General features: G+C 66.4%; 18 protein-coding genes and 1 tRNA gene. 3 read left to right on the plus strand and 16 right to left on the minus strand.

The genetic code is table 11. The features are described from left to right. Window positions 1-63: 63 nt before the first annotated feature. The gene (gene dnaQ, locus A9975_RS24605) at window positions 64-786 is read left to right on the plus strand and encodes a DNA polymerase III subunit epsilon (RefSeq protein WP_183035051.1); all 723 of its coding nucleotides are present in this window, start codon (window positions 64-66) and stop codon (window positions 784-786) included. 132 nt (window positions 787-918) lie between these two features. Further along, window positions 919-993 (plus strand) — tRNA-Val (locus tag A9975_RS24610). A gap of 130 nt (window positions 994-1,123) precedes the next feature. Here the strand turns inward: A9975_RS24610 and A9975_RS24615 are convergent. From A9975_RS24615 to A9975_RS24650, 8 genes are all read right to left on the minus strand, one after another. Continuing rightward, window positions 1,124-1,717, minus strand: a complete 594-nt coding sequence (locus tag A9975_RS24615; protein ID WP_183035052.1) for a ParB-like protein — start codon at window positions 1,715-1,717, stop codon at window positions 1,124-1,126. A gap of 302 nt (window positions 1,718-2,019) precedes the next feature. Then, on the minus strand, window positions 2,020-2,283 hold the full coding sequence (locus A9975_RS24620) for a hypothetical protein (RefSeq protein ID WP_370565418.1): 264 nt from the start codon (window positions 2,281-2,283) through the stop codon (window positions 2,020-2,022). A 212-nt stretch (window positions 2,284-2,495) separates the two neighbouring features. Further along, window positions 2,496-3,317: an IclR family transcriptional regulator gene (locus A9975_RS24625; RefSeq protein WP_183035054.1), complete on the minus strand. Its 822-nt coding sequence runs from the start codon at window positions 3,315-3,317 to the stop codon at window positions 2,496-2,498. Between the two features lie 184 nt (window positions 3,318-3,501). Next, window positions 3,502-4,278 (minus strand): SRPBCC family protein, encoded by a 777-nt coding sequence (locus A9975_RS24630; RefSeq protein WP_183035055.1) that lies wholly within the window; start codon window positions 4,276-4,278, stop codon window positions 3,502-3,504. Beyond that, on the minus strand, window positions 4,268-4,744 hold the full coding sequence (locus tag A9975_RS24635) for a (2Fe-2S)-binding protein (protein ID WP_174423380.1): 477 nt from the start codon (window positions 4,742-4,744) through the stop codon (window positions 4,268-4,270). The genes A9975_RS24630 and A9975_RS24635 overlap by 11 nt, the downstream gene beginning before the upstream one ends. A gap of 9 nt (window positions 4,745-4,753) precedes the next feature. Then, the gene (locus tag A9975_RS24640; RefSeq protein ID WP_183035056.1) at window positions 4,754-5,620 is read right to left on the minus strand and encodes a xanthine dehydrogenase family protein subunit M; all 867 of its coding nucleotides are present in this window, start codon (window positions 5,618-5,620) and stop codon (window positions 4,754-4,756) included. Next, the gene (locus A9975_RS24645) at window positions 5,613-7,907 is read right to left on the minus strand and encodes a xanthine dehydrogenase family protein molybdopterin-binding subunit (protein ID WP_183035057.1); all 2,295 of its coding nucleotides are present in this window, start codon (window positions 7,905-7,907) and stop codon (window positions 5,613-5,615) included. The genes A9975_RS24640 and A9975_RS24645 overlap by 8 nt, the downstream gene beginning before the upstream one ends. A gap of 72 nt (window positions 7,908-7,979) precedes the next feature. Then, window positions 7,980-8,960 carry a tripartite tricarboxylate transporter substrate binding protein gene (locus A9975_RS24650; RefSeq protein WP_150983236.1) on the minus strand — a complete coding sequence of 327 codons (981 nt, stop codon included), beginning with the start codon at window positions 8,958-8,960 and terminating at the stop codon, window positions 7,980-7,982. Between the two features lie 316 nt (window positions 8,961-9,276). On the opposite strand from A9975_RS24650, the gene A9975_RS24655 reads away from it, so the two are divergent. Next, window positions 9,277-9,849, plus strand: coding sequence for a MarR family winged helix-turn-helix transcriptional regulator (locus A9975_RS24655; protein WP_183035058.1), 573 nt, complete (start codon window positions 9,277-9,279; stop codon window positions 9,847-9,849). 70 nt (window positions 9,850-9,919) lie between these two features. On the opposite strand, the gene A9975_RS24660 is transcribed toward A9975_RS24655, so the two are convergent. The 8 genes from A9975_RS24660 to A9975_RS24695 form a co-directional block, all read right to left on the minus strand. Next, window positions 9,920-11,215 (minus strand): MFS transporter, encoded by a 1,296-nt coding sequence (locus A9975_RS24660; protein WP_255503426.1) that lies wholly within the window; start codon window positions 11,213-11,215, stop codon window positions 9,920-9,922. 288 nt (window positions 11,216-11,503) lie between these two features. Further along, a complete protein-coding gene (locus A9975_RS24665) occupies window positions 11,504-12,460 on the minus strand; it encodes a PDR/VanB family oxidoreductase (RefSeq protein WP_183035059.1) in 957 nt (318 codons plus the stop codon). Between the two features lie 112 nt (window positions 12,461-12,572). Continuing rightward, complete coding sequence (locus tag A9975_RS24670) at window positions 12,573-13,562, minus strand: VOC family protein (protein WP_183035060.1); 990 nt, start codon at window positions 13,560-13,562, stop codon at window positions 12,573-12,575. A gap of 54 nt (window positions 13,563-13,616) precedes the next feature. Next, a complete protein-coding gene (locus A9975_RS24675) occupies window positions 13,617-15,089 on the minus strand; it encodes an aldehyde dehydrogenase (RefSeq protein WP_220810878.1) in 1,473 nt (490 codons plus the stop codon). 21 nt (window positions 15,090-15,110) lie between these two features. Continuing rightward, window positions 15,111-15,917 (minus strand): aspartate dehydrogenase, encoded by an 807-nt coding sequence (locus A9975_RS24680; RefSeq protein WP_006157663.1) that lies wholly within the window; start codon window positions 15,915-15,917, stop codon window positions 15,111-15,113. A gap of 12 nt (window positions 15,918-15,929) precedes the next feature. Next, window positions 15,930-17,651, minus strand: coding sequence for a thiamine pyrophosphate-binding protein (locus A9975_RS24685; protein WP_183035061.1), 1,722 nt, complete (start codon window positions 17,649-17,651; stop codon window positions 15,930-15,932). Beyond that, entirely contained in the window at window positions 17,644-18,447 is an 804-nt protein-coding gene (locus A9975_RS24690; RefSeq protein WP_183035062.1) for an SDR family oxidoreductase, read from the minus strand. Before A9975_RS24690 ends, A9975_RS24685 begins: the two co-directional genes overlap by 8 nt. A gap of 5 nt (window positions 18,448-18,452) precedes the next feature. Next, window positions 18,453-19,283, minus strand: a complete 831-nt coding sequence (locus A9975_RS24695) for an IclR family transcriptional regulator (RefSeq protein WP_183035063.1) — start codon at window positions 19,281-19,283, stop codon at window positions 18,453-18,455. Window positions 19,284-19,311 lie beyond the last annotated feature (28 nt).

Genomic DNA, 19,311 nt, shown 5'->3' on the forward strand with positions numbered 1-19,311 from the left:
TACCGCCTCATAGCGCCCCACACCGGCCCGACTCCCCCCGCCCCACCGGTTAGAATGCCCGCCATGCGACAGATCGTTCTCGACACAGAAACCACCGGCCTGAGCGCCGCCACCGGCGACCGCCTGATTGAAATCGGTTGCGTGGAGCTGCTCAACCGCCGCCTCACGGGCAGGCATCTGCACTTCTACGTCAACCCGGAACGCGATATCGACGAAGGCGCGATCGCGGTGCACGGCATCACCGTGGACTTCCTGGCCGACAAGCCCAAGTTCGCGGAAGTGGTCAACGAGATCCGGGACTTCGTCCAGGACGCCGAGCTGATCATCCACAACGCGCCCTTCGACCTTGGCTTCCTCGATATGGAGTTCAAGCTTGTCGGGCTGCCGCCGTTTCGCGAGCACGCTGGCAATGTGATCGACACCCTGCGCGAAGCCCGCCAGATGTTCCCCGGCAAGCGCAACTCGCTGGACGCCCTGTGCGACCGCCTCGGCGTCAGCAACGCCCACCGTACCCTGCACGGCGCATTGCTCGATGCCGAGCTGCTGGCCGAGGTCTACCTCGCCATGACGCGCGGCCAGAATTCGCTGGTGATCGACATGCTCGACGGCGGCGGCTCCGAGAGCGACGCCGTGGCCGCCACCGACCTCTCCCGCCTCGACCTGCCCGTGCTGATGGCCAACGAAGATGAGGCCACCGCCCACCTGGCGGTGCTCAAACAGCTGGAAAAGGCGAGCGGCGGCAAGGTCGTATGGAAGGAAGCACCGCCGGCGACCGAAGCGGCATAGACGGGGCAAGATTGCCGCCCGAAAGTAGCCAACGGATTTTTTGCAGAAATTTCCAGGAAGGGCTTTACAAGATACAACGGCGCTGACATAATCTTGTTTCTCTGCAGCACGGCAGTAACAGCGCAGCAGCAGGGGTGGTTAGCTCAGCGGTAGAGCACTGCCTTCACACGGCAGGGGTCACAGGTTCAATCCCTGTACCACCCACCAAATTAGTGGCTAGCAACTGCCTACGTTGCCGAAAACCCAGACAGCGAAAGCTCTCTGGGTTTTTTGTTGCCCGGCAGCCCAGGCCGGGAGAGCCAGCTCAGCCAATCATTTGCCGAACTCCTGGTGCTGATTACGCGGCGTATCCTGGCAGGCCGACAGCCAGCTTGCCCTTTGCCAGCGTGATGCCTCGCTGGACCGCCGCGTGGAAGTCGGCGCTCAGGTCCTCGACAGCGATGGCGCGGCGAAAGAAGTCCGCCCACACGAACTCCGCAAAGGCGGTAGGCGTCTTGGTGTAGCCACCAGCGTCTCGCACATACCCGGCCAGCGACCGATATGGATCGTCGACCAGTTTCTGCAGGTGATTGGGAACCGCAGCGTAGTAGTGCCGCACGCCATGTTCGTCCAGGGGATGAACCCATAGCCTCTTGTCCATCTCCGCCCAGAAATCGTCCTGCGCACAAGCAGACAGATCCGCCTCCACGGTGAAAAAGCCCGTGGTGACGCCAGCTTCCAGGGCCGCCCGCCCGAGATGATGGTGATCGGTGATGTAAAGCTTGCCGCCCGGCCCGTTCACCGCCGGGATCGGATGGGCCTGCAGGAACTCGCGCTGCTCCGCAGGTTTTAGCGAGGCCAGGTGCTTCTTCTTGTCCTGCACTTCGATCATGCCCACCGTCAGCTGCGTCGGGTGGAGCTCGTGAATCAAGGATTCGCGGACCGATGACATGTTGCCCTCCTCTTCATATGTCTGCACAGGTTCTGCACAAGGCAAGATTAGCAGGCATATTGCCCACAATCGGAAAAATAAGGGATGCGTGTCCGGAAGGCAGCCAAGCCGGATGCGGGTTTCGCTCGCCGTCAGGCGCGCCGGTCATGCCGTCGGCAACGCCGGACGGGTCTTCCCCGCGCCTTGGGTTCGCGATGAAAGATGGCCCGGATCGCGAACGCATACACCCCGACGATCAGCACGGCGACGACAAGGAGAGAGAGAACCGGCATGACGGACTCCGATCGGGCCTGCTCCAACGCTCATCGACCATGGCCGCCGCCATGGCCACCACCGTTATGACCGCCGCCATGGCCCTCCCCATGCCCCTCGCCGTGGCCGCCATGACCATGGTGACCATCGCCGCCGTGGCCACCGCCATGGAAGAACACGGCACCACCCCCATAAAACCCGGGCCACCAGCCGTAGTCATAGTAGGGGCCATAGGGGTAAGCGGGATAGTAAGCGCCGTAAGGATAGGTGCCTTCGGCCGGATAGCCATAACCGTAGGCGTCATATGCAGGCACTGCGGCGCACCCGGCCAACGTCATGGCCGCACCGATTGTGAGGATTCTGATACATGTGCCCATCGCCAATTCCTGACGCGTTCGTGTAGTTAGACACGAATTTCCAGCGCACATTCCAGGTACCGGCCTGGCCCAACGCCGGATTTGCACGGCAAGGGGAAGTAGCGGTGCCGGCCCGTCACTGCCAGGCGCAAAGCCTGACGCCGGCCTCCCTACAAATTAACTACCGCTCCACCTTCCGACGGTCGATAGTCCAGTAACCGGGATAGCTCCACCGCCGCACTTCTCACCTGCTCCACCATGCCATCGAGCCGCTCCGGATCGATCCGCGAAGCCGGGATGGTGGCGCCAAGCGCCGCCACTACCTTGCCGCTGCGGTCCCGCACCGGCGCGGCGATAGTCGAGATGCTGGTTTCGAAGAAGCCTTCCTGCAGCACGTAGCCGCGCTGGCGGTCACGCTGGACCATGTCGAACAGTGCTTCGACGGTCTTGGGTGTGCTCTCCGAGAAGACTTCCAGCTGCGGCTCGGGATAGAGTTCACGCAGTTCCGCCAGCGTCAGGTCTTCAAGCAGCACGCGGCCAAGCACGGTGGCGTGCGCCGGCAGGCGGGTGCCCACGTTGACCGAGCTGGCGAACGGCGTAGGCGCTACGGACTTGGCCACGTAGACGATGGAGCGGCCGTCACGCACCACCAGGTTGCATGGGTAGTTGATCTCGTCACGCAGGCGGTCCAGCAGCGGCCGGCCGAGTTCTGTCAGCTCCAGCGAAGCGAGGTAGTCAAAGCCAAGGCGCAGTACGGCCATGCCGAGCCGGAATTCACGGCCGCCATCGGTACGCTCGACAAAGCCCATCATCTCCAGCGTGGTCAGCAGGCGGAACACCGTAGAGCGCGGGACCTGCAGCCGGCGCGCCAGTTCGGCGGCAGACAGGGTCCGCTCGTTGCGGCTGAACTCGCCCAGCAGGCGCAGGCCGCGTTCCAGCCCTGGCACGATGTACTTGTCCTGGAGATCGGTAGGCTCGAGGGCATCTGTCATGGTGATATCTCTGCGAATGAGTACTTTGGCGTGCTATATGGTAACGGCTTTGGCATCAGCCCTGCCCTGCGGCCCAGCCGGTGCGGATCACGCACCTTGCATCCCGATGCGCCGCCCGCGACTGTCCGATATAACACGCCCTGCATCTATCCTCCAGCACTTCCATCACCAAAGCCGCGCACGCTCACTTCAGATAGTCCCGCAGCCAGGCGCCGCACTCGCCCGCGTGCTGTGCCGGCCAGCGCACGGTAATGGTCGCATTGGGCTGGCGCACTTCGATGCAGATATCCGTGAGCGGGCCCCTGTCCACGACAGGCGCTGGCGAGAACAAGCGCGACCACCAGCCTGTGCCGCGACTGGGGCTGGCTTGTACGGTGTGTGCCGGGACGGCGGCCGGGAGAGCGGGGATCCTCTCGATGGCGGAGGCGGGCGAGGCGCTCGAAGCGGCCTGTGCCTTCGCAACCGTTTGCGCCGCGGCCGGCGCTGCGGGCACTACAGCCGGCGCCGCCTCGGCAGGCGCCACCAACCGCGCCGACAAATTCGTGCCGAACTCCTCCCACATCCGGTCCGCCTTCGTCTTCATCACGCTCAAGCCGAACGTGCCGAGGCGGCCCAGCACGTCCACGTTGATCTTCATGCGCAGCTCGGTCTTGCCGCCGGGCTGCCCGGTCAGGAAGATCTCGCTGGACTGCTTGAGCGAGCTGGCCACGGAGGCATCCTCGCCCGTGCCCTCGCTACGCAGATAGCTGGGCGCGCGCATCTCCACGATGGTGGTCTTGATCTTGAAGCGCGCGCTGACAAAGGCAATCTTGACCTGGATGTGCGAGATGTACTCCACATCGCTGACCACCTCGATCGACTGCATGCCCGGCACGCAGCCGCCCATCACATTGGGATCGAGCAGCAGTGCCCACACTTGCGCCGGCGCTGCGCCGACGATCAGGCTTTTTTCAATTTCCACGCATTTTCTCCGCGGCGGACAGAATGGATTCGACGATGCCGACGTAACCGGTGCAGCGGCACAGGTTGCCGTTCAGGCCGGCGCGGACCTCCTCTTCTGTCGGGTTGGGGTTATGCGCCAGCATGGCGCAGGAGGTCATCAGGAAACCAGGGGTGCAGTAGCCGCACTGCAGACCGCCGCACTCCATGAAACTTTGCTGCAGCGGGTGCAGTTCGCCACCGGCGCTGAGGCCTTCGACGGTGGTCACGTCGCGCCCGCGTGCCTGCACGGCAAGCATCAGGCAGGACTTCATGACTTCGCCGTCCACCAGCACGGAGCAGGCGCCGCAGATGCCGGTCTCGCAGCCGCGCTTGGTGCCGGTCAGGTTGAGGTCGTCGCGCAGCAGGTCCGACAGCAGGCGCCGCGCGGGCACTTCCACGCTGTGGTCTTCGCCGTTGACGGTGAGTTCGATATGGATCTTTTGCATGGGGAATCCTTAGTCCGCCGCCAGCCCGAACAACGTGGCGATGCTTCGCCGCGCCACGGTCCGTACCATCTCGCGGCGATAGTCCGCGTTGCCGCGCATATCGGAAACGGGGTCGATGTCCGCGGCGACGATGTCCGCCGCCTCGGCGGCCACTTCGGGCGTGACGGCCTTGCCAGCCAGGAACGCCTCGGCACGCCGCAGCCGCGCCGGAATCGGCGTGGATGCGCCGACCGCAAGGCGCGCCTCGATGCACGTGGCGCCAGTCCGGCGAGCCAGCAGCGCGACGCTGGCCAGCGGCCGGTGCTCGGCAGCCGTGCGCAGGAATCGCGCGTAGTGGCCGAGCGCATCCGGCGCCGGCGCGGGAATGCGGATCTCGGTCACAATCTCATCGGACTCGAGCGCCGTGGTGTAGTAGTCGACCAGGAACGCCTCCATCTCCAGCACGCGCTCGCCGCTCCTGCCGGCAATCACCACCTGCGCCCCCAGCGCCATCAGGCAACCCGGCGGATCGGTGGCGGGATCGGCATAGCAAAGGTTGCCGCCAATCGTGCCCTGGTTGCGCACCTGTGGATTGGCCACGCGCCCTGCCATGCTGGCCAGCATGGGGTAATGCGCCAGCACCAGCTTTGAGCGCGCCACCTGCGCATGCAAGGCCAGCGCGCCGATGCGCAAGCCGATGCGCGGATCGAACTCGATCAAGCGCAGCGCATCAAGTTGGCCAAGCGATACCAGGTGGGTGGGCGTGAGCATGCGCTGGCGCATGCCGAGCATCAGCGCGGTGCCGCCGGCGATCACCCTGCACTCGTCGCCCAGGTCGGCCAGCATGCGGCTGGCTTCCTGCACCGAGCCGGGCTCCAGAAATTCGAAATTACGCATGGCGCGCCTCCTTTTCCTTGCGCTCGCGCAGTGCGGCCAGCACCTTCTCCGGCGTGATGGGCAGCGAAGCAATGCGCACGCCGATGGCGTCATAGACCGCATTGGCGATGGCGGCCGCGCCCGGCAGGATCGCGGTTTCGCTGGCGCCCTTGGCGCCGTAGGGCCCGTTGGGCTCAACCGACTCGACCACATCCGTGCGCAGCGCGGGCACGGCGTCAGCGGTCGGCATGGTGTAGTCGGCGAAGTTGCCGTTCAGGATGCGGCCATCCTCGACCTGCACGTGTTCATACAGCGTCCAGCCGATCGCCTGCACGGTGGCGCCGTGCGTCTGGCCGTGCACGGCTAGCGGGTTGATGGCCCTGCCGCAGTCGTCCGACACGAAGCTGTCGATCAAGGTGACCTGCCCGGTGGCCATGTCCACTTCCACTTCGACGGCCTGCGCCGCGAACGAGTAGGCCGGCGCAATGTTGCCGTAGTAGTTGGCGTCGTGCATCACGGTGGGCGCATCGTAGGTGGCGCGCACCATCAGCCCTTCACCGCCGTGGCGGAAGATATGCAAGCGCGCGATCTCGGCAAGCGTGGCGCGCTTGGTGTCGTCATTGCGGGCGCGGATCACGCCGTCGATCAGGTCCAGTTCGTCCTGCGGCACGCCAAGCTTGTCGGCAGCAACGCCCAGCAGCTTGTGCTTCGCCTCGCGCGCGGCCCGCATCACTGCGTTGCCGGAAATGATGGTGACGCGCGATGCCAGCGAGCCGAGGCAGAACGGCGCCACATCGGTATCCGGCGCGCTCACGGTGACATGCGACAGCGCAATGCCCAACTCGTGGGCGCAGATCTGGCTGAGCATGGTGTTGGCGCCCTGCCCCATGTCGCACTCGCTGGTGAGCAGCATGACGCGCCCGTCCTCGTTGACCTTGAGCACGATGGTGGAGCCATCCCAGTTGCCCAGCGTGCGGTTGCCGCTGACGTGCATGGCGGCCGCAACGCCGAGCCCGCGCCGGCGCATGCCGGTTCGCCGTGAGGCATCGGCGCGGCGCGCATCCCACTGGATCGCTTCACGCGTTTGCTCGAGGCACTCCACCAGGCCGCTGCTGCCGATCTTCCAGCCATGCACGCTGATGTCGCCGGAGCGGATGGCATTGCGCTTATGGACGTCAATGGGATCCATGCCGAGCATTTCGGCCAGCATGGTGAGGTGGCTGTTCAGCGGGAACTGCATCTGCTGGCCACCAAAGCCGCGGAATGCGCCGCGCGGCGGATTGTTGGTATAGGCGAGCACGGCGTTGGAGCGCACGTTCTCCAGGCGATGCATGTTGTCGCTGCGCATGGCGCTCACGTGCATCACGTCGCCAGCCAGGCCCGCATAGGCGCCGCACTCGGCCACGATATTGACGTCCTTGGCGACGATCATCCCTTGCGCATCCAGGCCCATCTTCAGCCAGACCCGCGCCGGCACGCTGGAGCGCGCGCCGAGAAAATCCTCGAGCCGATTGTTGACGAAGCGCACCGGGCGGTCGAGCCGCGTTGCCAGCAAGGCGGCGATCAGGCTATTGCTCTCCTCCACGATCTTGGCGCCAAAGCCGCCGCCGGTGACCGCCTGGATCACGCGGATGGTGGACACCGGCCGGTCCAGCGCTTCAGCCAGGCGCGCGCGCGCCAGGAACACGGACTGCGTCGAGGCCCAGACCGTGAGCCGGCCATTGCCATCCTGGGCGGCCACGGTGGCCATCGGCTCCAGATAGCCGGGATACTGCGAGTGCATGTCGTACGTGGCCTCGTAGACCACCGCGGCGCGAGCGAAGCTGGCTTCGACGTCGCCGCGCTCGATATGCATCTCATGGGCGATATTGCGCGTGCCCGGGTGCAGCTCCGCCGCGCCATCGGCAAGCGCTGCATCGGGGCTGAAGATGGCGGGCAATTCTTCGTACTCCACGCGGATCAGGTCCAGTGCATCGCGCGCGGTTTCCTCATCCACCGCGACCACCGCGGCAACCTCCTCACCGACGTGGCGGACCACGCCAGCGGCAAGAATGCGCTGCTCCTTGCGATGCGTGCCCCACAGCCGCGACGGCGTATCCTCGCCGGTCAGGACCAGCTTGACGCCCCGCAGCGCACGCGCCGCCGCGGTGTCGATGCGAACGATGCGGGCATGCGGATACGGGCTGCGCAGCACCTTGGCATGCAGCATGCCGGCCTGCTTGATGTCGCCGGCATACACGGCCCTGCCCATCACCTTCTCCCGCGCCGTCACCTGCGGCGTGGAGCTTCCCACTGTCGACGTGCTCATGCCGACCTCCTGCTAGTCAGAAAACCACTGAAATCCATGAAGACGCCGGCGAGCGTTGCCGCCGGCGTCGCGTCACTCGGCGGTAATGCCGAAATCCTTGATGACCTTGCCTAGCCGCTCGTAGTCGGAAGCATTGATCTTTTCCAGCACGGCAGGCGCGCCGCCCACCGGCACCGCGCCGAAGGTGGCCATCTTCTCGGCGATGTCCGGCATCTTGACGATCTCGTTGAGCTGCTCGTTGAGCAGCTTCACCACCTCGGCCGGCGTGCCCTTGGGCGCCATGACGCCGTGCCATGCGCCTACGATGACGTCCTTGTAGCCAAGCTCGGACAGCGTCGGCACATTGGGCAGCAGCGCAGAGCGCTTCGGATCGGTCACGGCCAGCGCGAGCAGCTTGCCCGTGTTGATGTACTGGGCCACCGGCCCCAGCGTCACGTAGGCGAAGTTGACGTGGCCCGCGACGACATCATTGACGGCGGGCGCAACGCCCCGGTACGGCACATGCTGGATCTTCACGCCAGCGGCGCGGTTCAGCCACTCGCCGGCGATATGCATGGGCGAGCCCGCGCCGGGGGTGGCATACGTCAGCGGCTTGCCGGCCTTCGCCGCGGCCACCATTTCCTGCACGGTCTTGATGCCGGCGCCCGGATACGCCACCAGCAGCACGGTCTGCGTGCCGGTCTGGATGACCGGGGTGAAGCCATGCAGCGCGTCGTAGCTGGAGCTGGCGGGGAGCTTCAGCACCATCGGCGCCGTCGTGAACGGATTGGGCGTAAACAGCAGCGTGTAGCCGTCGGCCGGCGCGCGGCCGACCATGGCGTTGCCGACCACGCCGCCAGCGCCCGGCTTGTTCTCCACGATCACCGGCTGCTTGAGGCGCATCGAGAGCTTCTCCGCGTACATGCGCGCCATGGAGTCCGTGTCGCCGCCCGGCGGATAGGCGACCACGATCGTGACCGGTTTGGCGGGATAGCCGAGCGCAAAGGCGCTGCCGCCTCCCAGGGCAATCGCGGCGAGCGCTGTGGCAAGGACGTGTCGGCGGGCAAGGTTCATCTACGGCTCCTGTGGGGGCGCTCCACTTCCGCTGGGAATGCATGGTGGGGCGGGGTTAGGCACGGCTAAGGGACGGGGACGCATTCGATGTGCGTTTTATTAGCGAAACATTAGTTCAGGAGAGGAACGTGCCATTCATACTAGAGCGTCATTGTTGACTGCTCAACTTACTGTAATCACTAATTGACATATTTATTATTTTAAAAATTAAAAAGAGGGGATCGTGACGAGAAGGAGGCAGCACATCGGAGTCCCTATGAGACAATCGGCTCCGCCCCCCTGATCAGCCGCCGTCCGGCGGCATTTCCTGAAAGACATGGATCCGATGAAGCGCGCAGCCGGAACGACAACCGACACCGGCGACAAGGCAGTGCCCCCGAAGACCGACTGCCCCTGGGCGCAACTGGACGAGCAAGGCAACGGGCTCGATGTCGACGACTTCCTGACGACGATGCTCAGCCAGTTGGTCAACGCCTTGCGCCGCACCGTGACGCTGCCCTACGCCGAGCAGTTCGCGCTAACGGTGCCCGAGTGGCGCCTGCTGGCCCTGCTGGCGCACGCGCGGCAGTTGCCTTTTGCAGAATTGGTGCTGCAATCCACATCGGACAAGGCGCTGGTGAGCCGAACGCTGCGGCTGCTCGAAGGCCGCGGGCTGGTGAAGCTGGATGCCGAGGGCAACACCCCGCGCAAGAAGCTGATCTGCAGCATCACGCCGGAAGGCCTGGCGCTGCATGAGCAAGTGATGCCGCTGGCCAGGAAGGGCCAGGCGGAGGTGATCCGGCTGCTTGAGCCGGAAGAGCGCCGAGCGATGTACCAGGCGCTGAGGAAGCTGCACGGCCTGTGCGTGACGCCCGGGCGCGGCGAAGCCGGCGGCGGCGGGGGCGAGTAAGCGCGCACGAGAACGAACAAAGCCCGTGGCAGTTGGCGGCTGCCACGGGCTTTGTCTCGTGCTTCGCGGATCAGGCCTCGAGTTGCTCGAGCACCTTGCCCTTGGTCTCGATGCCAAGGAAGTGGATGGTCAGCGCCGCCACGAACGGCACCGTCGCCAGCGCGTAGAAAGCGGTGCTGAGATTGCCCGAGCCGATCGTGCTGGCCACCAGCGTCGGCGCGAAGATCGCCGCCAGCTTCAGCCACGCGCCCCCAAAGCCGCAGCCCATGGCGCGGATGCTGGTGGGATACAGCTCCGGCGTGTACACGTAGGCCGTGATAAAGCCACTGGCCAGGAAACCGAGCGAGAGCGCGCAGAGCCCGGCCACGACGTACACCGACTCCGCGTGAAACACGCCAGCCAGCGCCAGCGATATCGCGCACAGGATGAACGAGACGTTGATCACCGGCTTGCGGCCCACCTTGTCGACGATCATCGCGCACACCAGCGAGCCGATCACCCCGAGCACCGATGCGCCCGCGGCCAGGTTCAGCGCCAGCTGCAGCGGTGCGTGATACACCGTCTTGTAGATCGTCGGCAACCAGGTCGACAGCCCGTACTGGATAAAGCCGCAGGTCGCCCACAGCATCCACACCGCCAGCGTGCGGCCGATATAGGCCTTGCTCAGCAGATCCCGGACACGCCGGCGCGGGTGCTTTCCGGTCATCGCGTCGTACGCGGATACGTCGCCCAGCGGCGCCAGCGGCCCCTTGGCGCGCGACTCGAAGGCCGCGAGCGCGCGGTCGGCCTCGGCCAGGCGGCCCTTCTCCGCCAGCCAGCGCGGCGATTCGGGAATGGCCCGGCGCAGGATGAAGAACAGGATGACCGGGGCACCACCGATGAAGTACATCACGGTCCAGCCGAACCGCGGCACCAGCCACGCGCCGACTGCATTGGAGATCAGCAGGCCGATCGGGAACACCACCTCGTACAGCAGCACGAAGCGCCCGCGCCCGTGGGCACGCGTCACTTCGTTGATATAAGTGGCGGCCACCGGCAGCTCACCGCCCAGGCCCAAGCCCTGCACGATGCGCAGCAAGGCAAAGATCTCGAACGAGGGCGCGAAGCCGCAGGCGATGCTCATCAGCCCGATGATCCCCGCGCTCCAGCCAATCGAGCTAAGGCGGCCAAAGCGCTCGGCCAGCGCGGGAAACAGCAGCGCGCCGATCAGTTGCCCGACCGACGGCGCCGCGATCAGGAAGCCGATCTGACCCGGCGTGAGCGACCACATCGAGATCAGCAGCGGCAGCGTGGCGGCGATGGCGATCACGTCGAAGCCATCGAAGAACGTGGCCAGGCCGATCAGCAGCCGCGCCCTGACATGCATGCCATTGCTGGGCAGGCGCTCGATGCGGGCGATGATCTCGCCCCGGGTGGTTGCCACGGGGGCGTCAGTGGCGCGCTCGCCACTGCCTGCCGTGCTGGTGCTGGATGGGCTCGCCACACCCTCGGCGTTCGCGTTGGCGAACGGGGCCTCTTGTCTCTGGATCAACACGGTGTTTCTCTTCTAAAGTATCCGAGGCAGGCAGCCGCCCCGCGCTGGCGCGTTGCCGGACTTGCCCGGCAATGGCCACCCCCGTTGGCGCCGCGATGGATGCGGCGCGCGGTGGCGCGCTTAGAGGTCCAGGACCAGGCGCTTGCCTTTGCAGCCTGACACGCAAACCATCATGGTCTGGTTCGACTCGCGCTCGCTCTTGCTGAGCACGCCGTCACGGTGTTCGGGAATGCCTTCGAGCACGCGCGTTTCGCACGAGCCGCATACACCTTCCTTGCAGCTGTGCTCCACCGCAATGCCCGCTTCGAGCAAGGCATCCAGCAGGGACTTGCCTGCGGGCACTTTCAGCTCGCTACCCGTGCTTGCCAGCGCCACGGTGTACTCGCCGTCCTGCACCGCCGCCACCGACGGGTCGGCGGCGAAGCGTTCGATATGAACTTCGGGATAGCCATGGCCGGCGCAGGCGGCTTCGAAGGCATTGAGCATCGGGCCCGGGCCGCAGCAATAGAAGTGCGTGCTGGCGGCTTGCCCGGCCAGCAGCGCGGACAGGTCCGGCGGGCTGCCCGCCTCGTCGTCGAAGTGCATGCGCACCGCGTCGCCGTAGGCGGCCAGCTCGTCCGCGAAGGCAGCTTCCTCGCGCGAGCGTGCGCAGTAAAGCAACGTGAAGGAACGCCCGAGTTCATGCAGCCGGCGCGCCATGCACACGATCGGCGTCACGCCGATGCCGCCGGCCACCAGCACCGTGTGTGCCGCCCCCTCGTCCAGCGCGAAGTGGTTGCGCGGCGCGGCCACGGTGAGCGTGCTGCCCACCCGCAATTGCTCATGCACATAGCGCGAGCCGCCACGGCTGCCGCGGTCGAGCAGCACGCCCACCACGTAGCGGTCGCGCATTTCCGGCGCGCCGCACAGCGAGTAGCTGCGCACCAGGCCATTGCCCAGATGCAGGTCGATATGCGCGCCGGGCGCGTACGCCGGCAACTCGCGCCCTTCCGGGTCGCGCAACTCCACGCTGACAATGCCGCGCGCTTCGAAACGCATGGCCTGTACGCGCAGGGTCAGGGATTGGCTGGTACTCATGGCACGTCCTCGTGTTGCTTTGTCTTGCCTGTGTTGCTCGTGTTGCTCGTGTTGCTCGTGTTGCTTTGTCTTGCGCGGCTTGTTTTCCTGGTTTCGCCCTGCCGTCCGGCGCTCAGCGCTTCTCGGTCAGGAACTTGCCCTGGGGGCCGCCTGCGTTCTTCTGCCGGCGCGTGTTGCCGTCCAGGCCGCCCTCCACCGCCCACTCGGCGAACATGGTCGGGCCCGGTTCGAAATCGCGCGGCTCCCATTCGGCGTCCAGTTGGTCCTCGTCCGCGTAGTACTCGATCAGGCCGCCGGCCGGGTTCTTGAAGTACCAGAAGTAGGCCGAGGAAATCGGATGCCGGCCCGGGCCGAGCTGCGTGTCCCAGCCGCTGCGCGACACATGCAGGCCGCCGCCGAACACCTCGTGGATGTCGCGCACGGTAAAGGCCACATGGTTCAGCCCGCTCTTGGCCTGCGGCAGCTGCAGCAGGAACAGGTCGTGGTGGCCGCCGTCCGGCGCGCAGCGCAGGAAGGCGCCACGGCCCGGATAGTGGTCCGACGGCACGAAGCCCAGCTTCTCGGTGTAGAAACGCTCGGTCGCCGCCACATCCTTGACGAAGAACACCACGTGCCCCACCTCGATCGGCGTGGCGCGTTCGTAGATCGGGCTGCGCTGGTTCATGCGCGGCTTGTCGTTCCACGTGTTCATCGCGGCGCATTCCACCTCGACCTCGCGCTTGCGGGTCAGCTGGAAGCGCACGGCCAGGCCGTTCGGGTCCGTGCAGCCAACGCGTTCGCCTTGCTCGCCCTGCACACCGTGCTCTCCCGAGCTGACAAAGCCCGGCTCGGCGCGAATGGCATCCGCGATCTTGTCCAGCGCGGCTTGCGTGTCCACGCCCCACACCACCTCGCGCAGCGTCGGGCCGTCTTCCATTGCCGCCGGCAGTGCCGGGTCGTCGGTGCGGCGCACCAGCACGCGGCAGCCGTTCAGCGTCTCGAAATCCAGCCCGGCCGCATCCTCGCGCACCAGCGTGAGGCCCCAGTCGGCGAAGAAGCGCCGGCAGGCGTCCAGGTCGTCGGCACCGTAGACGATTTCGTCGATGCCCAGAATCGTGTTCATTGTTCCCATCTCCTGCTGTGTCGCTTGTGTCGTTGCCAACGTCGTCGGGGTCACTCAGTTAGCCCACGGCAGCGGTTGTTCATGCATGCCCCAGTACACGCTCTTCTGCTCCATGTACTGCAGGATGCCCAGCCTCCCCTTCTCGCGGCCCAGGCCACTGTCGCGCCAGCCGCCGAACGGCGTCGAGATGGAGAACTGCTTGTACGTATTGATCCACACGTTGCCCGCCTGCACCGCACGCGCAAAGCGCCACGCGCGCTTGTAGTCGCGCGTCCATACGCCCGCCGCCAGCGCGTACACGCTGTCGTTGGCTTGCGCGATCAGGTCGTCCTCGTCGTCGAAGGCCATTGCCACCAGCACCGGCCCGAAGATTTCCTCCTGGCATACGCGGGCGCTGTTATCCAGCCCCTCGATGATGGTCGGCGTGTAGAAGTAGCCGTTCTCGCAGCCCGCCACCGTGGGGCGGATGCCCCCCGTGCGCAGCTGGCCGCCTTCGGATACGCCAAGCGCCACATACGATTCGATCGAGTCACGATGGCGGTCGCTGATCAGCGGCCCCATCTGGGTGCGCTCGTCGGCCGGATCGCCCACGCGCAGGCGCGCCGCGCCCTCGGCCAGGCGGTCCAGGAAAGGCTCATACAAGGAACGTGCCACGAACAGGCGCGAACCCGCGATGCACGATTCGCCCGAGGAACTGAAGATGCCGTACAGCACGCCGTTGACCGCGTGGTCCAGGTCCGCATCTTCGAACACCATGGTGGGCGACTTGCCGCCCAGCTCCAGCGACACCGGCATCATCTTGTCGGCAGCGATGTGGGCGATATGGCGTCCCGTGGTGGTGCCACCGGTGAAAGACACACGGCGCACCAGCGGGTGCTTGGTAATGGCATCACCGATCACCGAGCCCTTGCCCGGCAGCACGCTGATGAGGCCCTTGGGCACGCCGGCTTCCTCGCAGATGGCGGCGAGTTCCAGCGCCATCAGCGGCGTGATCTCGGCGGGCTTGATCACCACCGCGTTGCCGGCGGCCAGCGCGGGCGCCAGCTTCTGCGCCTCGCTGGCGATGGGCGAATTCCACGGCGTGATCGCCGCCACCACGCCCATGGCTTCGTGCACGCTCATGGTGAGGAAATCACCACGCGCGGGCGTGAGCGTCTCCTCCAGGGTTTCGCAGGCCGCAGCGAAGAACTGGAACGTACCGGCGGCGCTGGCCACCAGCGCGCGCGTCTCGCTGATGGGCTTGCCATTGTCCAGGCGCTGGCGCTGGGCGAGGGGCTCGGCGCGCGCGCGGATCAGGTCGGCCACGCGATGCAGCACGGCTGCGCGCTCGTGCGGCTTGCGTTGCGCCCAGCCGCTGGTGAGGAACGCGCGATGCGCGCCCTGCACGGCCTCTTCCACGTCGTCCCGGCTGGCCGCGTTCAGCTCCGCGACGACCTCGCCGGTGGCCGGGTAGCGCGTGGCGTAGCGCTCGCCGCCGCCCAGGCGCCACTGGCCCGCGATACAGATGGGGAGAATCTCTTGCTTCATGATGATTGCCTTGCTGCCTGCTTAAATCGACATGGCGTGGGCACGGTTGCCCAGCGCACGCACCACGCTGAACACCGTCAGCGCCGAAGTCTTGGGGTTCGCCGCCAGCGGCTTGCCGCGCATGGTCAGCTCGAAACCACCGAAGGCGCCGCGCGCTTCCACGTGGTGCACGTTCTCATCCACGCCCGGATCCGCCAGCAGCTTGACCTGCGTGTGGTCCAGCCCGAGGCCGGCCATCGACAGCGTGGCCGCCACGTTGGCGTTCTTGGGGTAGAGCCGCGCGGCTTCGCGGGCGGTGCCCTCGAAGATCACCGTGGCTTCGGTCAGCGCATCGAGGTCAAACAGCGCCTCGGCCGGCGTGTCCTTCCACGCGCCAGGCGGCTTGCGCCCGGTGTAGACCACCGAGTCCAGCCCGCCCACGCGCGCTGCCGCCAGTGCGTCGATGGCACCGATGGCGCCGGAGAGCAGCTGCACCTGCGTGCCGCCGCGCCGTGCCGCGGCTTCCAGCCGCTCGGCCAGCCCCGGCTCGGAAAGCGCGCCCACCGACACCACCATGCAGGCGATGCCGCGCTCCAGCGCCGGCACGATGTGCTCTTCCAGCGCATGGTGGCCGGCGCACTCCACCAGCAGGTCGGGCCGTCCGTCGGCCTGGCTCAGGCAGGTGGCAACCCGTGCGTGCGGCGCCAGCGCGGAAACGTCATGGCGGGCCTGGTCCATCTGCGCCTCGGGCACCACCACCACGTCGAACACCACGTCCGGATCGCTCTTGAGCAGCTCGAGCACACCGCGCCCGATCGCTCCGCATCCCACCATCGACACGTGCAGCATGTTGCGTCTCCCTCAGGCGGTCACAGTGCTGCGTTCGGCCGCGCGTGCGGTCTTCTCGGCGTCGACATCGGCCTCCTTGTTGACCGGCGGCCCTGCGAACGCGGTCTTGAAAGTGCCGATGGACAGCATGTCGATCTCCAGCAGGAACGGGCCGGATTCGATGGTGGCTTCTTCCAGTGCGGCACCCACGTCGGCCAGGTTGCTGACTCGGCGATGGCGCAGGGCCAGCGATTGCGACAGTTGCGCGTAATCCGGCGTGTGCAGGTCCACGTAGTGGCGCCGTCCGCCGTATTGCGCGTCCTGGATGTTCTTGATCACGCCATAGCCCTTGTCATTCATCAGCACGAAGACCACGTCGGCGCGTTCCTGCACGGCGGTAGCCAGTTCACCCAGGTTCAGGATGAAGCCGCCATCGCCGGCCAGGCAGAACGTCTTCTTGCCGGAAGCCGTCACTGCCGCGCCCACGGCCGCGCCGATGCCCATTGCCAGGCCTTGTCCGATGCCGCCGCCCAGCGCATGCACGCCGGCACGGGAGTCGAAAATGCGCAGCTGGCGATTGCCCCAGGTGCTGTTGGAGACGGTCACGTCGCGCACCCAGTTGAAGTTGCGGCCGACCGCGCCTTGCAGCGCTTCCACCAGCGCCGAGTACGGGCCCAGGCCATCGATCAGGCCACTCATGGCGACTTCGTGCGCGCTGCGCAGGTCGGCGGCAAAGTTCGGGTCCACCTTGAGCTTGCCTTCCAGGCGGTCGGCCAGGCCATCGAGCGCCAGCGCTGCATCGCCGCTGGCGAAGTAGTCGCTCTGGTAGCAGCGGCCTTCGGCGGATGCGTCGGCATCCACACGGAACAGCGGGCGCGGCAGCTTCAGTTCGTACTTCAGCGTTTCATTGCCACGCAGGCGCGACCCCACCACCAGCATGGCGTCGCAGGTTTGATAGAACTGCTCAACCGGCTTGTGCAGGTTGAAGGCACCCAGCGAGCGGGGATCGTCTTCGGCCACGATGCCGCGGCCTTGCGTGCTGGTGACAACACCAAAGCCCAGCGCCATCAGGCGCTTGACCTGCGCGCCGGCGTGGCGCGCGCCGCCGCCCAGCCACAGCAGCGGGCGCTTTGCCTTGGACAGGCGCTCGGCCAGTTCGTCCAGCGCGTGGGCAGACGGAACATGGGTGGGCACCGCCAGCGGGCGCAGGTCGGTCGGCATCGGGATCAGCGCGGCCTGGATGTCGATGGGGATTTCCACGCTGACGGGGCCGGTCGGCGCGGTCAGCGCGGTTTGCACGGCGAGCTTGATCGTGCTCAGCGCGGTATCGGCGCTGCGGATGCGGAACGCAGCCTTGGAGATGGCCTTCAGCATGGTCAGCTGGTCCGGCGCCTCGTGGATATAGGCCAGGCTCTGGTCCAGGTACGGCGTTTCGATCTGGCCGGTCAGGTGCAGCAGCGGCGTGCCGGCGGTCAGTGCTTCGACCATGGCGCCGGCAGCGTTGCCCGCTGCGGTACCGGTGCTGGTCAGGCACACGCCCAGGCCACCGGTGGTGCGAGCGCAGGCGTCGGCCATATTGGTGCCGCCAGCTTCGCCGCGCGCGGGCACGAAACGGATCTTGCCGCGCTCGCCCATCGCGTCGAGGATGGGCATGTTGTGGATCGAGATCACGCCGAACGCTGCCTTGACGCCGCATTGTTCGAGGAAGGCGGCGATGGCGTAGCCCACCGTGACTTGTTGCTGTTCGTTACGCATGACGGGAAAGTCCTCCGGAAATATCGATGTGGCTGCCCGTGGTGTACGAAGACAACGGCGAGGCAAGGAACAGGATCGCGCGTGCGGCTTCCTGCGGCAGGCCAAGACGGCCAAGTTGAATATGCTTTTGCTGCGCCAGGCGCGCGGTCCACGCAGCCCAGTCGAGGTCGCGCTCGGTGTCCGGGCGCGCTTCGAAACGCCGGCGCCACTGGCCCGACTCGACCAGGCCGAGCAGGATGCCGTTGACGCGGATGCCCTTGGGGGCGAATTCGGTGGCCAGCGAGCGCACCAGGTTATGCACGCCGGCGCGTGCCGCGGACGTCGCCACCATATGCGGCTCGGGTTGCACGGCCAGCAGCGAGTTCACGCAGACGATGGCACCGCTGTGCGAGCGCTCCAGTTGCGCAAGAAACGCACGCGTGGCATGGATCACCGAGAAGAACTTGAGCTGCAGCTCTTCAAGCCAAGCCGCATCCTCGGTGCTCGAGAACGTGGAGACACGGCCCTGCCCTGCGTTGTTGACCAGCATGTCGGCGGGGCCGAGCGCGGCCTCGCTGGCGGCGGCAAAGGCAGCTACCTGCGCGGGGTCCAGCACGTCGCAGGCAGCCGCGTACAGGCGGGCATCGGGGAAGCGTGCGCGCAGATGGCCTTCCGCTTCGCGCAGCCGCGCTTCGTTGCGGCCGCACAGCGCCACGGCGGCGCGCGATTCCAGCAGTTGTTCGACGGTGGCCAGGCCGATGCCCGAGGATCCACCGGTGACGACGGCAACCTTGCCGTCGAGTTCAATCATGGACATCGTCCTCACTCCCGATACAGGTTGACCACCTTGCCGTGCTCGCGCGGGCGGTAGTCCAGCAGGCGTGACAGCTCGCCCGCGGTGTCTCTGACTTTCTCTTCCATCATGTCCAGTTGCTCCGGATCGATGCGCGAGGCCGGGATGGTCACGCCCAGCGCCGCCACCACCTTGCAGGTACGATCCCGCACCGGTGCCGCGATGGTCGAGATGCTGGCCTCAAAGAACGCTTCCTGCAGCACCACGCCGCGCTCGCGGTCGCGCTGCACCATCTCGAACAGTGCTTCGACCGTACGCGGCGTGCTGGGCGTGAACACTTCCAGTTGCGGCTCCGGAAAGAGCTGGCGCAACTCGGCCAGCGTCAAGTCTTCGAGCAGCACGCGTCCGAGCACGGTGGCGTGCGCCGGCAGGCGGGTCCCCACGGTGACGGAACTGCTGAATGGCGTGGGCGCCACCGACTTGGCCACATAGACAATCGAGCGGCCGTCGCGCACTACCAGGTTGCACGGGTAACGAATGTCGTCACGCAGGCGATCCAGCAGCGGGCGCCCCAGCTCGGTGAGTTCCAGCGAAGCCAGGTACTCGAAGCCCAGGCGCAGCACCGCCATGCCAAGGCGATAGTCGCGGCCGCCGTCGGTGCGTTCGACAAAGCCCATCATCTCCAGCGTGGCCAGCAGCCGGAACACCGTGGAGCGGGGCACCTTGAGCCGGCGCGCCAGGTCGGCCGCCGACAAGGTGCGGTCGCGGCGGCTGAACTCGGCCAGCAGGCGCAGGCCGCGTTCCAGCCCGGGCACGATGTACTTGTCCTGGATGTCTTCCGACAGGCGTTCTTGAGTCATGAGATGGCTTGTGTTTCAACTGGGCCGG

Source organism: Cupriavidus sp. UME77 (assembly GCF_014170355.1).
GTDB lineage: Bacteria > Pseudomonadota > Gammaproteobacteria > Burkholderiales > Burkholderiaceae > Cupriavidus > Cupriavidus basilensis.